We start from the raw sequence: 12,044 nt of genomic DNA on the forward strand, positions 1-12,044 counted from the left end.
GCTTTTTTACGCCCGACTTCCGGCGGTTACCGGATGCACCCCCTTGGAGTAATCCATGAGCGACGAAAGCAGCGCAGTAGAGCCCACTGGACAGGAAGTCGAACAGGCGCAACAGGCCGAACTCAACAGCACCGAGCAGGCCACGGTGCAGGAAGCGGAGCAGCCCGGCGAGCAGCAGGATGACCAGCGGCAGAAAACGCCGCAATGGGTTCAGAAGCGCCTCGGCCAACTGACCGCACGCAACCACGCAACGCAGGCGGAACTTGACGCCGCGCGGCGCGAAAACGAGACCTATCGACGACTGCTCGACGCACAGCAGAACGGCGACCAGGTGCAACTGCCGCAACAGCAGCAGGACACCCGCGACCCGCAGGCGCTGGCCCAGCAGATCGTCCAGCAACAGGCCTTTGATGCTCGCTGCAATGACGCCTACGCCCAGGGCAAGGCCGAGTTTTCGGACTTCGACGAGAGAATCCAGAACCTGACGCTCCTGGGGCAGCTTGATCCGGGCTTCCTCGACGCCGTGACGTCGATGGAGAAGCCACACGTGATCCTCCATGCCCTTGCCGGTGATCTCGACAACGCCGCCCGCATTCTCTCCCTGTCGCCCGTTGCCCAGGGCCGTGAGCTGGAGCGCCTCGCGCAGAAGGCCGCCGCCCCGAAAACCACTCCTGTATCCAGTGCGCCCGCACCCATCACTCCCGTGGGTGGCTCTGCGAAGGTCGAGACCGACCCCAGCAAGATGTCCACCAAGGACTGGATGGCCTGGCGCGAAAAGAACGCCAAGACTCGCTTTTAAGGAAACCACACCATGGCCAACACCCTGCTGACGCCGCAGATGATCACCCGCGAAGCACTGCGGATCTTCAAGAACACCAACCTCTTCCTGCGCAACATCGACACCCAGTACGACGATAGCTTCGCGCAGAAGGGCGCCAAAATCGGCGACACCCTGCGCATCCGTCTGCCGAACGACTACACCGTTCGTACCGGCAAAGTCGCCGCGCCGCAGGACACCGCCGAGCGCAGTACCTCGCTCACCGTTGCCACCCAGCAGGGCGTAGACGTTGCGTTCAGCTCCGCCGAGCGCGCCCTGTCCCTGGACGACTACAGCCAGCGCATCCTGCTCCCGGCGATGAACACCCTTGCCGGCGCTATCGCGGTTAACGTGATGAGCGCGACCGAGGGTTTCAGCAACCTGACCTTCCAGGGCCGCAACACCGTCGACAGTACGGGCGTTATCGCCACTCCTACGTCGAATACCTGGCTCGATGCCGGCGCGCAGCTGGACCTCACCAGCACCCCGCGCGTGAACGCCAAGGGCAACCGCAAGGCCATCCTCGACCCGCGTACCCAGGCGCGCACTGTCGACAGCCTGAAGGGTCTGTTCAACGACTCGAAGAAGGTCAGCGAGCAGTTCAAGACCGGCGAGATGGGCGTGGACACCCTGGGCCTCGACTGGGGTGTGGACCAGACCGTCATCAAGCACACCAACGGCACCTACTCGGCGGGCGCCGTGGCAGGTGCCAACCAGACCGGCTCCGCAATCACCACGGCCGCCATCACCGGCACCCTCAACAAGGGCGACGTGATCGTGTTTGCCGGTGTGCAGGGTGTGAACCCGGTGACCAAGCAATCCACCGGCGAGCTGCGCCAGTTCGTGGTCACCGCCAACGTCGCGGCCGGCGGCACGTCCATCCCCATCTATCCGCCGCTGATCCCCGGCAACGTGGCCTACGGCACCGTGACCGCTTCGCCGGCCAACGGCGCGCTGATCACCCTGGTGGGCGGTGCAGGCGTCACCTTCCGCAAGAACTTCGTGATGGACCCCATGGCGATCACTGCCGCCTTCGCTGACCTGGAACTGCCCAAGGGCGTGCATGAGGCATACCGCGAAAGCTACGACGGCGTGTCGCTGCGCTTCGTGACCGGCTACGACGTCACCAACGACAACTTCATCAGCCGCTTCGACGTGCTCTACGGCTGGCAGAACATCCGCGGCGAGTGGGGTACCACCGTCGCGGACATCCTCTAACCCGCCACACACGACAACAGGCCCTGCGGGGCCTGTGTCGTTTCAGGAGTTCCCATGTTCGAAGAGTTCCCGAAGTGGAAGTACCGCCCGGGTGAAGCGGTGATCGTCGAGAGCGCCGAGGAAGAACTGGCCCTCGATGGCGAGTGGTTCGATGCGCCGCCGCAAACACCAGCCGTCGCCCCGGCCATTCCGCTCGCGGCCGTTGGCGCTGTTGTTCCACCGCCAGCTGAGCCCGAGCCCACTCCGCCACCTACACCTCCGGCTGCAACCGGTGAGCCAACCCGTGACGACCTGATCGCCCAGGCCAAAGCCCTCGGCGTGAAGTACGACGCCCGCTGGGGCGCTTCCCGCATCGCTGCCGCCATCGCCGCGCACAAGCCGGCGTGACCCTTGCCCCGCTCCGGCGGGGCCTTTTCTTTCCGAGCGCTGCCCATGACCCCCCAAGACCTGATCATCCTGGCAATGAAGCAGACCACCGCCCTCGGCATCGGCCAGACCGCCAGCGCCGAAGACCTGGAAGATGGCTTCACCCTGCTGAAGATGATGCTCGCCCAGTGGCAGCGCAACCGCTACAACGTATACCGCCTGCGCACCGTCTCGATCACTTGCGATGGCCGCCAGGCCTACACCATCGGCGCCGGCGGCGACATCGACACCGCGCGCCCGAACAAGATCGAAAGCGCCTTCGTGCGGCAGCTGGTGCCCGGCCCCGATCCGGTGGACTACGACCTGGACATCCTGCGCGCCCGCGAGGACTACAACCGCATCAGCCAGAAGAGCCTGAAGTCGTTCCCCTACTGCCTGTTCTACGACAGCGCCTACCCGCTGGGTAACGTCTACCCCTGGCCGGTACCGGGCAGCCAGTTCCAGCTGCACCTGACCGTGATGGAACCGTTGCAGCGCTTCGCAACGCCCTACGACGAATTCGAAATGCCCGACGAGTATCAGGAAGCGATCATGTACAACCTCGCCGGTCGCCTGTGCCCGCTGTATGGGCTCTCGGTGAGCGCCGAACTGGCCGGCCTGGCTCGCGCATCGCTCAACATCGTGAAGAAGGCCAACGCGCAGATACCCCGGCTGCAAGTGCCCGGCGAGTTGATCCGGCCCGGCGCGTACAACGTCTACGCGGACCAATCCCGATGAAAGTGCCCCTGACCCTCGGCGCCTACCAAGCCCGCAGCGTGATCGCCAACGCTCAGCGCTGCGCCAACCTGTTCCCCGAGCAGAACCCTGAGGACTCGCCGTTCCCGGTCACCCACTATCCAACGCCCGGCCTGCGGCGCGTCGCCGTAGCACCGAACAACAAGGGGTGGCGCTGCCTGTATGCGGCGAACAATGGCCGGTTCTACGGCGTGGCCGGCAATGCCTTTTACCGCATCATCCCCGGCACACCCTGGGCATTCACTCTACTGGGCACCGTAGGAGCGAACACCACCCCGGTATACCCCGTAGACAATGGCCTGACCGTGGTGGCAGTGGACGGTACCGCCGCCGGCTACACCATCGACATGAGCACCGACGCGTTCGGCGTCGTCAGCAACTCTGCATTCTACGGCTCCAGCCGCATCGACTTGAGCGACGACTACCTGTTGCTCAACCGCCCCGGTACCAACCAGTTCTACATCAGCCTGTTTCAGCAGGTCGATTTCGACGCCCTGGACTTCGCGGCCAAGAGCGGCTTCAGCGACAACCTCGTGGCCGTTGCCGCCGCGAAACGTCAGGTGTACCTGCTCGGTGAGCTGACCACGGAAGTGTGGTTCAACGACGGCAGCGCAGACTTCACCTTTTCGCGCATGCCCGGCGCCTTCATCCAGCACGGCTGCGTCGCCGTGGGCTCGGTGCAGCAGATGGATGGCTCGCTGTACTGGCTCAGTCGGTCGAAAGAGGGGCACTGCGTGTTCTTCCGTACCGAGAACTACGAGGCCGGGCGCATCTCCACCCATGCCATCGAGCAGGCGATTTCCGCCTACCCACGCGTGGACGACGCGACGGCATTCACCTATCAGCAGGATGGACACTTCTTCTACCAGGTGACCTTCCCGACCGCCGATGCCACCTGGTGCTTCGACCTGGCCACCGGCCAATGGCACGAGCGCACTTGGCTCGATGCCCAGGGCAAAGAGCACCGCCACCGCGCCAACTGTCACGCCTTCTTCCAGGGCATGACGCTGGTGGGCGACTGGGAAGATGGCCGGCTCTACGAGATGCGCACCGACGTCTACCAGGACGACGGCGGCCCCATCCGCCGCGTGCGTTCCTTCCCGCACCTGCTGGAGGATGACAACCGCATCCACTACCACGAATTCACCGCCGCCATTCAGGTGGGCGAGGGTAGGGCGGATAGCTTTGATGACGGCGAGCTGCGCCTGCGCTGGAGCGACACCGCCGGCCGCAGCTGGGGGACCAGCGTCAGCCAGTCATTCGGCACGCGCGGTGACTTCCTCAAGACGCCGACCTTCCGCCGCCTGGGTCTGGGCCGCGACCGCGTATTCGAACTGAGCTGGATGGCCAACACGAAAACCGCGCTCAACGGCGCATTCATACGCACCGAGAGCGGGAGGGGTTGACGATGGATGTTCGCGGGAACATTCCCGACTTCGCCACGCCGATTCTTGGCGCCGGCGGGCGCGTAAACGACGTGTGGTGGCGTTTCCTACTGCAACTGCTCAACCGCACAGGCGGCCAGCAAGGCGTCGACGCTACGGAACTGCAGGTCATCACAGAACGAACAGAAGTCGTCATTACCGAGAACGCCGCGCTGTCAGCGTCCGAAGTGCCTACAAACGGCGCCGCCGTCATCGGGCAGCTGTTCCTCGAAGCCCTGGCCGCTGCCCAGGTGCAGATTCACCAGCAGCAGGCCGCCCCGGCAGACGTGTCACTAGTAACGATTGCGCGCCCCGCCGCGCTGGATGTTCCGGCCGTGCCCGTGCATCACCGCCAGCAGCAGGAGGTTGCACCGGTTCCATCCCTGCGGCGGCGCGAGCAAGACGTGGAACTGGTCGCCGTGGCGCGCCGTTACGACCAGTTTCACGAAGTCATTAGCTGCCATGGCCTACAGCATGATCCGGACCTGCACGCCCTCGCTACTCCCACGTCCGCGGGATTCATGTCCGCAGCGGACAAAGCCAAGCTTGATGCCCTCTAGGAGCGCCCATGATCGCCTACAAGGAAATGGTGGCCGGCCAGCTGCTGACCGCCAGCGCCGTCGCCTACTACGCCGCCCCAGCCAACACCGCCGCCGCCATCCACGCCGCCACTGTGAACAACCCAACCGCCGCCGCTGTGGTCTGCAACCTCTACAAGGTGCCCGCCGCCGGCACCGCCGGCGGCCCGAACAAAATCGCCACCCGCACCGTGCCAGCCGGCGGGACCGTGACCCTTTTCGACGCCGTTAACCATAAGCTGCAACCCGGCACCCAGCTCTATGCCGACGGCCTCGGCCTGGGCCTGAACATCTCGGGCGTCGAGTACATCCCGGAGTGACCATGCTGATCATCGACAACTTCCTGACCCAGTTCGCCGACCTGCAGGCCTACGCCTTCGACGCCAAGTACCAGGACGAGGTGAACGACATCGACGGCGTGACCTACCCGCAAATCTGCCGCGACATCCCCCGCGCAATCCGCGAAGAAGTGCTCCAACGCCTGGCCCTGATCAAGGGCGCGCCCGTTACCGATTACACGATGTTCCTTCGCCGCTCTCCGGCGGGTGTGCATTGCCCGCACCAGGTCCACAGCGACAACTCCATGGGCGTCTTCAGCTTCATGCTCTACCTCAACCGCCCCGAACACTGCCAGGGCGGCACCTCGATGGTGCGGCACCTGGAAACCGGCGTGGCATTCGCGCCGGAGCGTGCTGAATTCCTCGATGCCATTCGCGCCGACCAGAACACCCCAGACGCCTGGGCCATCGTCCAGATGATCGATATGGTCCCCAACCGCGGCGCCGTCTTCGAAGCCAACACCCTGCACCGGGCCGAGCCCGTGGGCGGCTTCGGCGAAGGCGCGGAGGGCAGGGTAGTCCTGACCTGCTTCTTCACATGATCCGCCGTGGCCTGCGCTGCGACGTGCCGGAAATCGTCGAGCTCGCCCGGCACTTCTGGCGAGAAACGATCTACGACGAACCCTTCTGCGCCGACAGCGTGCGGCTCATGGTCGAACTCGCCCATGAGCAGGGTCTGCTCGCCGTGCTCGAGGAAGAGGCCGGCGTCGTCGGCTTCGTCGCCGGTTGCAAGGGCGCTTTGCTCGGCAATGCCGCCGTGCTCACCGGTACCGAACTCGCCTGGTGGATAGAGCCTGAATACCGCCAGGGCCGAAAGGGAATCGAACTGATGCAGTACATCGAGCGCCTGGCCCGCGAACAGGGCATCCGCTACTGGACCATGGTCAGCATGGAATCCTCGTCGCCCGAGACGGCGAACCGGATCTACCAGCGACTGGGCTACGCGAAAACCGAAACCTCATTCACCAAGGTGCTGTAACCATGGCCGCCACAACCGCAGTCGTCGCCGGAACCGTCGCCGCCTCGGCCTATGCCGCAAACCAGGCCAAGAAGGGCGCGGAGAAGCAAGCCGACGCCGCCGAAAGTGCTGCTCAGGGACAGCAGGATGCCGCCGCGCAGATGCGCACCGACCTATCGCCCTTCGTCTCCCTGGGCACCGGTAGCCAGAACGCCCTGCTCAAGGCCATGGGCTACAACCCCACGTTCAAGGACGGGAAATTGGCTGAGCTGGCGGTGAACTCCGCGTCGCCGCTGCAGCAAAAATTCAGTTTCAACGCGTCTAACCTGGAGAGCTCCCCTGGCTATCAGTTCGCGTTACAGCAAGGGCTGAAGGCAGGGCAAAACAGCATGACATCCCGCGGCCTCGGCCTTTCCGGGGCGCAACTCAAGGGGGCGCAGCAGTTCTCCACGGGTTTGGCCCAACAAACATTCAACGATCAGTACAACAACGCCCTCAGCACCTACAACACCAACTACCAGACCGCCGGCAACAACGTGAATAACCTCATGCAACTGCTCCAGACCGGCCAAGCCTCCGCCGCGCAGACCGGCACCGCCGGCATCAATGCCGCCAATTCGGCAGGTGGCTACATGGTCGACGCCGGCAATGCCCAGGCAGCTGGCCGCATGGGTCAAGCCAATGCACTGTCGGGGCTGGCCAACACCGGGCTAGGCCTCTACGCGCTGAACAAGAAGTACGGTTAAGGAGGCGCCATGCCAGTCAACACCGACATCATCCTAAGGGGAACACAGAACAATCCCCTGGAAAGCCTGCTGGGCTACGCGCAATTGGGCCAGGCCGGCATGCAGCAGCGCGCGATGAATCAGCAGTACAACGCCAACGTCGCCCAGTCCGAAGCCATCCGCGGCGCCACCGGCCAGGATGGCCAGGTTGATTGGGGCAAGGCCCTATCGAACCTCGCTGCCGACCCGCGCGGCGCCTACAACGCTCCGCAGTTCAATGCCAGCGTGCAGCAGATGCGTAACTCCCAGTTGGAGAACACGTCGAAGCAGTACGACATCGACACAAAGCAGTTCGACCTGGCGAAGAAGCAGAACGACTGGCTGAAATCAGGCTTCGGGGCAATGCTCAACAACCCCAACGCCACCCGGCAGGACGTGATCAAGTACGCCGCCGGCGGCCTTCATCAGGGACTGGTGACGCCTGACCAGCTCATGGGCGCATTGCAATCCGCGCCGGAAGGCGGCCCCGAGCTGCAGCAGTGGCTGCGGCAGAACTACGTTCAGTCCCTGCAGAACGAGGCGCAGCTCAAGGCGATCATGCCGCAGACCCAAGTGATCAACACCGGCAGCGGCCAGCAGGTGCTGAACGTCGATCCCATCACCGGCGCGCCCACCGTCGCCGGCAGCCTGCAGAACACCCTCGGCCCGGAGGCCGCCGCCGAAATGGTGCGCGTTACCGGCCCGGATGGTACGGACTACCTCGTGCCGAAAGGGCAACTCCTGGGACAGGGTGGCCAGGCGCCGGGCGGATTCGCTGGCGGTGGCGGCAATGGTCGTTACCCGGGCAACTCGGGCGCACCCATGGGGGGTATGCCGGGCGGCTTCCAGGCCTCCGCGCGCCCAGGCCAGATGGCGAGCGCCGAAGTGGCAGCAAAGGGCGGCGCAGAGCGCTTCAACGGCTTGATGGCCGATGCAGACGGCCTGCGCAACACCATTGCCGGCTATGACAACGCCATGGGGGCGCTGGATCGCCTGGGCACCTCCGGCCCTGGCATGTCGCCGGTCATGACTGTGAACGCAGGCCTTGAAGCTTTCGGCCTTCCGGTGGACGCCGACCAGAACAAGAACTGGCAGGAGCTCCACAAGTACCTGGAGAACGCCGCCAACGAGGCCGCCAAGTCTGCCGGCTATTCAGGCTCCGACGCCGGCCGCGCCATGTTCCGTGGCGGCCAGCCGAGCGCGGACGCGATGAACCCGGCCGCATTGAAGGAAGCCATCCAGTACGTGCGCGCCCAGTCCGCCGGCAAGCTCGCCAAGCAACAGGCCGCGCAGCAGTTCGCCGATGGCAACGGCGGCGACCTCACCAAGTACAGCCAGTTTGAAACCCGCTGGAACAAGGCCTACAACCCCGACGCTATGTACATGGCCAGCCTCGGCGACGCTGAAGCGGCGCAGTACTGGAAGTCGTTGCCCGAGGCCAAACGCAAGGCAGTCGAGAAGAGCTATGACCAGATGGCGAGCCTAGGGGCTTTCTGACATGCGATGCGGAATTGGGCGCATGGGGTGGGCCATAGAATCAATGATCGAGCTCACCCAGGAAGCCCTACCGCATGAAGCGCATTCTTCTCACCATTTTGGTAGCAACAGTGCTGCCAGGCTGCGAAACAGGACCGACCTACCGGCAGCAGATCGAGAACCGCCCGCTGCCGGTGACTGCAGAAGAAAAGCAGAAAGAATGCTCGATGCTTCGGTCCGAGATAGCGAGGATCAACACTGCGCCGGTCTATATCCCCCCTGGACCCAATGCAGGGCTTTTCATGATCGCCGCGCAGCAGCGAGCCGCTGATTCGATTGCTGTGGTGGAGAACCGTGCAGCCGCTGTGCAATGCACTGCGGCTTTCTCCAACGTGGTGACTACCAGTAGCCCGCCAGTAGACATCAACGCGTGCATCACAGCCTGCAAGGCGAACACCTCACGTTCGCCTGAGCAGTGCTTCGACTCCTGTAACAAGTAGCCGATTCACACCATCCGAGAAGCCCGCCTAGTGCGGGCTTTTTCATGCCTACGGGAAACCTCATGAACTACGACGACCTGCTCGAAGAGGCTGGCCGCACGCACAACGTCGACCCCTCATTGCTGCGCCTGGTGATGACTCAGGAAAGCGCCGGGAATGTCGGTGCAGTCAGCCAGAAGGGCGCGCGCGGGCTCATGCAGTTAATGCCGGCAACTGCCCGCGAGATGGGCGTTACCGACATCAACGATCCGCGCCAGAACATCTTCGGCGGTGCCCGCTACCTGGCGCAGCAGCTCGACAAGTACAACGACGTCGGCCTGGCCCTGGCAGCGTACAACGCCGGCCCCGGCGCGGTGGATCGTGCCGGCGGCGTGCCGAACTACCCGGAAACCAAGAACTACGTCAGCAAGATCATGGGCAGATATCAAAACGCGGCCCCGGCGGCACCTGCCGCCGAGAAGCCCGCCGGCGACAGCGCATTCCGCAATCGCTTTGGCGCGGTCATCGGCGACGACGGGAACCCGCAGTCCGCATCGGCTGCAAGCGCCTTCCAGCAGCGCTTCGGATCGATGCTGGCTGAACAGCCTACGCCCACGGCTGCACCGGAGGCCGCGCCCACTGCGCCGGCCCTAACTCCTGAAACTCCTGGCCTGGCCTCGCAAATCGGCGGAGCCGGCCTGCGCGTGGCGAATGCTCTGGGGCGCGGCATCAGCGACGTGCTCGATGCTCCGTCCGAATGGCTCGCCGGCGGCGCCGAGAAAGTCGGCCTAACCGGGGCGCTGAACAAACTGGGCGTGCCCATGCCCACCTACGAGCAGCAGGTAGAGCTCAACCGCCAGTCCCGTGAGGACTACGCCCAGCGCGCCGGCGACAGTGGTGCGCTCAAGGTCGCCCGCCTCGTCGGCAACATTGGCGGCGTCATGATCCCCATCGCCGGTGCCGAAGCTGGCCTGGCCAGTGGCGGCAATGCCCTGGTCAACGCCCTGCGCGGGGGCGGCGCGCAATTGCTGGCCAACGCTGCCCAGGGCGCCGGCCGCTTCCTCACGGGGCAGGGCGGCATGCTCTCCCGCGCGGCCTACGGCGCCGAGCAAGGTGCAGCCGGCGGCGCCCTGCTGTCCGGTGGCGGCGGGGATGCCAAGGCCGACGCCACCCTCGGCGCGCTGCTGGGCGCCCCGCTGGGTGCTGTGGCGCCGCCGCTGATCAACGCCGGCACCCGCGCATTCAATTCGCTGCGCGGCTTGATCACCCCGGCGTCTAGCGTGCGGCCGGCTGCAGACCAGATCCTGACCCGCGCCGCCTCCCAGATCGAGGAGGGCGGCGCCGGAGCGGTGCCAAGCTCTGTACTCAGCACCGTGCGTGGTGAAGTAGAGCAGGCGCTGCGCGCCGGTCAGCGGGTGGACCCGGCCGCCGTCGCTCGCCGTCTGGACTTCGAAACCGTCGGCGTGCAACCCACCCTCGGCCAGATCACCCGCGACCCAACCCAGTACACCCGCGAGCGCAACCTGCGTGGTGTGGAGTCCGCCGGCGAGACCCTGGCACAACGCTTCTCCCAGCAGAACAACCAGCTCATGCGCGTGCTCGGCGACCTGCGTGGCGGCGAAGCAGCAGAGGCGGATGTCGCCGGCAACACCCTCATGGCACGCCTGCGCCTGCTCGACACGCCGGACCGGCAGGCCGTCGACCGCGCCTACCAGGCCGCGCGCGGAACGGATGGGCGCCCAGTCGGCCTAGACAGACCACACTTCAGCCAGGCGGCCAACAACGCGCTGGACGAAGGCATGCTCGGCCGCTGGCTGCCCGCCCAGGTGCGCCACCAGTTGAATGACGTGTCGGAGGGCATCATCCCGCTCAACGTGAACAACGCCGTCCAGCTGGACAGCGTGTGGAGCGAAGCGCAGCGCAACCTCGCCAACGCCGGCAAATCAGCGGAAGCGCGGGCTGTTGGTGTGGTGCGTGACGCGCTCAACCGCACTCCCATCGCTACCGAGGCGGGCGCCGAGAGCAAGGCGGCATTCGACCAGGCGCGCGGCCTGGCGCGGCAGCGCTTTCAGCAGATCGAGGACGTTCCGGCCCTGGGTGCCGCGCTCAACGAAGCGTCGCCTGATCGGTTCGTACAGAAATTCTTGATCCAGAGCGACACCCCGGACGCACAGGCCCTCGCCCAGTACCTGGCCCGCGATCCGCAGGCCATGCATACCGCTCGCGGGCAAATCGTCGCCTACCTGCAGAACAAGGGGCTGGGCACCAACTCGGCCGGTGACTCGATGTTCCGTCCCGAGGCGTTCAACAAGGCCCTGCGCGGCCTGGGCACGAACAAGCTGTCGGCCTTCTTCAACCCCGAAGAAGTCGCACAGCTCAACGCCCTGGGCCGCGTGGCCGCCAACATCGGCACCCAGCCCGCCGGCTCGGCGGTGAACAACTCCAACACGGCGGCGGCGGCGGCGAACCTGCTGCGCCACATCGGCGGCGGTGCGATGCGCCTGCCGGTGCTGGACAGCCTCCGTCACGCTGCGAGCGGCATCCTCGAGCAATCCGCCGCGCGCAATGCCCTTTCGCCAATGCTCGGCCAGGCCGCCGAACAGCAGCCGGCGAACCAGCTCATTCGCCTGCTCGCGCCGACGGCGGAAAGTGCCAAGCCCGACAGCAAGCGCCGCTCTACGGCAAAGGCTCGCTGAAGGCCTTCACAGCGGCCGCCACCACCATCCACCCCCAAATAAACCACGCATTCGGCTCGGTGAAATCGAACACGGTGTAAAGCGCATCGTGAAAAATCTCGCCCCAGTCCATCTATTGCCCCTCAACAGGTGACC

The 12,044-nt window shown here is 65.2% G+C and carries 14 protein-coding genes; 13 read left to right on the forward strand and 1 reads right to left on the reverse strand.

The window, feature by feature from the left end; translation table 11 throughout:
* The first annotated feature begins 55 nt into the window (after positions 1–55).
* From RS899_RS06860 to RS899_RS06920, 13 genes are all read left to right on the forward strand, one after another.
* Positions 56–799: a hypothetical protein gene (locus RS899_RS06860; RefSeq protein WP_315809449.1), complete on the forward strand. Its 744-nt coding sequence runs from the start codon at positions 56–58 to the stop codon at positions 797–799.
* Between the two features lie 12 nt (positions 800–811).
* A complete protein-coding gene (locus RS899_RS06865; RefSeq protein ID WP_315809450.1) occupies positions 812–2,035 on the forward strand; it encodes a P22 phage major capsid protein family protein in 1,224 nt (407 codons plus the stop codon).
* Positions 2,036–2,089: 54 nt separating this feature from the next.
* A complete protein-coding gene (locus RS899_RS06870) occupies positions 2,090–2,422 on the forward strand; it encodes a hypothetical protein (protein ID WP_315809451.1) in 333 nt (110 codons plus the stop codon).
* 45 nt (positions 2,423–2,467) lie between these two features.
* Complete coding sequence (locus RS899_RS06875) at positions 2,468–3,178, forward strand: hypothetical protein (RefSeq protein WP_315809452.1); 711 nt, start codon at positions 2,468–2,470, stop codon at positions 3,176–3,178.
* Positions 3,175–4,602, forward strand: coding sequence for a hypothetical protein (locus tag RS899_RS06880; protein WP_315809453.1), 1,428 nt, complete (start codon positions 3,175–3,177; stop codon positions 4,600–4,602). Before RS899_RS06875 ends, RS899_RS06880 begins: the two co-directional genes overlap by 4 nt.
* Positions 4,603–4,604: 2 nt before the next feature.
* Positions 4,605–5,180, forward strand: a complete 576-nt coding sequence (locus RS899_RS06885; protein WP_315809454.1) for a hypothetical protein — start codon at positions 4,605–4,607, stop codon at positions 5,178–5,180.
* Positions 5,181–5,188: 8 nt separating this feature from the next.
* The gene (locus tag RS899_RS06890) at positions 5,189–5,518 is read left to right on the forward strand and encodes a hypothetical protein (protein ID WP_315809455.1); all 330 of its coding nucleotides are present in this window, start codon (positions 5,189–5,191) and stop codon (positions 5,516–5,518) included.
* Positions 5,519–5,520: 2 nt separating this feature from the next.
* Entirely contained in the window at positions 5,521–6,078 is a 558-nt protein-coding gene (locus RS899_RS06895; RefSeq protein WP_315809456.1) for a DUF6445 family protein, read from the forward strand.
* Positions 6,075–6,515: a GNAT family N-acetyltransferase gene (locus RS899_RS06900; RefSeq protein WP_315809457.1), complete on the forward strand. Its 441-nt coding sequence runs from the start codon at positions 6,075–6,077 to the stop codon at positions 6,513–6,515. Before RS899_RS06895 ends, RS899_RS06900 begins: the two co-directional genes overlap by 4 nt.
* 2 nt (positions 6,516–6,517) lie before the next feature.
* Positions 6,518–7,240, forward strand: coding sequence for a hypothetical protein (locus RS899_RS06905; RefSeq protein ID WP_315809458.1), 723 nt, complete (start codon positions 6,518–6,520; stop codon positions 7,238–7,240).
* 9 nt (positions 7,241–7,249) lie between these two features.
* Positions 7,250–8,755, forward strand: a complete 1,506-nt coding sequence (locus tag RS899_RS06910) for a hypothetical protein (RefSeq protein WP_315809459.1) — start codon at positions 7,250–7,252, stop codon at positions 8,753–8,755.
* Positions 8,756–8,829: 74 nt separating this feature from the next.
* Positions 8,830–9,234, forward strand: coding sequence for a hypothetical protein (locus RS899_RS06915; protein WP_315809460.1), 405 nt, complete (start codon positions 8,830–8,832; stop codon positions 9,232–9,234).
* A gap of 62 nt (positions 9,235–9,296) precedes the next feature.
* Entirely contained in the window at positions 9,297–11,909 is a 2,613-nt protein-coding gene (locus RS899_RS06920; RefSeq protein WP_315809461.1) for a lytic transglycosylase domain-containing protein, read from the forward strand.
* On the opposite strand, the gene RS899_RS06925 is transcribed toward RS899_RS06920, so the two are convergent.
* A complete protein-coding gene (locus RS899_RS06925) occupies positions 11,890–12,021 on the reverse strand; it encodes a hypothetical protein (RefSeq protein WP_315809462.1) in 132 nt (43 codons plus the stop codon). The two genes, RS899_RS06920 and RS899_RS06925, sit on opposite strands and share 20 nt — an antisense overlap.
* Between the last annotated feature and the right edge of the window lie 23 nt (positions 12,022–12,044).

The organism is Pseudomonas sp. C9-3 (genome assembly GCF_032392015.1).
In the GTDB taxonomy this organism is placed as follows: domain Bacteria; phylum Pseudomonadota; class Gammaproteobacteria; order Pseudomonadales; family Pseudomonadaceae; genus Pseudomonas; species Pseudomonas nitroreducens.

Excerpts from the sequence above, each read along its gene's own strand:
- RS899_RS06890 (WP_315809455.1), top strand. The coding sequence starts at position 5,189 with ATGATCGCCTACAAGGAAATGGTGGCCGGCCAGCTGCTGACCGCCAGC.
- RS899_RS06865 (WP_315809450.1), top strand. The coding sequence starts at position 812 with ATGGCCAACACCCTGCTGACGCCGCAGATGATCACCCGCGAAGCACTG.
- RS899_RS06895 (WP_315809456.1), top strand. The coding sequence starts at position 5,521 with ATGCTGATCATCGACAACTTCCTGACCCAGTTCGCCGACCTGCAGGCC.
- RS899_RS06880 (WP_315809453.1), top strand. The coding sequence starts at position 3,175 with ATGAAAGTGCCCCTGACCCTCGGCGCCTACCAAGCCCGCAGCGTGATC.
- RS899_RS06905 (WP_315809458.1), top strand. The coding sequence starts at position 6,518 with ATGGCCGCCACAACCGCAGTCGTCGCCGGAACCGTCGCCGCCTCGGCC.
- RS899_RS06900 (WP_315809457.1), top strand. The coding sequence starts at position 6,075 with ATGATCCGCCGTGGCCTGCGCTGCGACGTGCCGGAAATCGTCGAGCTC.
- RS899_RS06920 (WP_315809461.1), top strand. The coding sequence starts at position 9,297 with ATGAACTACGACGACCTGCTCGAAGAGGCTGGCCGCACGCACAACGTC.
- RS899_RS06915 (WP_315809460.1), top strand. The coding sequence starts at position 8,830 with ATGAAGCGCATTCTTCTCACCATTTTGGTAGCAACAGTGCTGCCAGGC.
- RS899_RS06910 (WP_315809459.1), top strand. The coding sequence starts at position 7,250 with ATGCCAGTCAACACCGACATCATCCTAAGGGGAACACAGAACAATCCC.
- RS899_RS06875 (WP_315809452.1), top strand. The coding sequence starts at position 2,468 with ATGACCCCCCAAGACCTGATCATCCTGGCAATGAAGCAGACCACCGCC.
- RS899_RS06885 (WP_315809454.1), top strand. The coding sequence starts at position 4,605 with ATGGATGTTCGCGGGAACATTCCCGACTTCGCCACGCCGATTCTTGGC.
- RS899_RS06860 (WP_315809449.1), top strand. The coding sequence starts at position 56 with ATGAGCGACGAAAGCAGCGCAGTAGAGCCCACTGGACAGGAAGTCGAA.
- RS899_RS06870 (WP_315809451.1), top strand. The coding sequence starts at position 2,090 with ATGTTCGAAGAGTTCCCGAAGTGGAAGTACCGCCCGGGTGAAGCGGTG.
- RS899_RS06925 (WP_315809462.1), bottom strand. The coding sequence starts at position 12,021 with ATGGACTGGGGCGAGATTTTTCACGATGCGCTTTACACCGTGTTCGAT.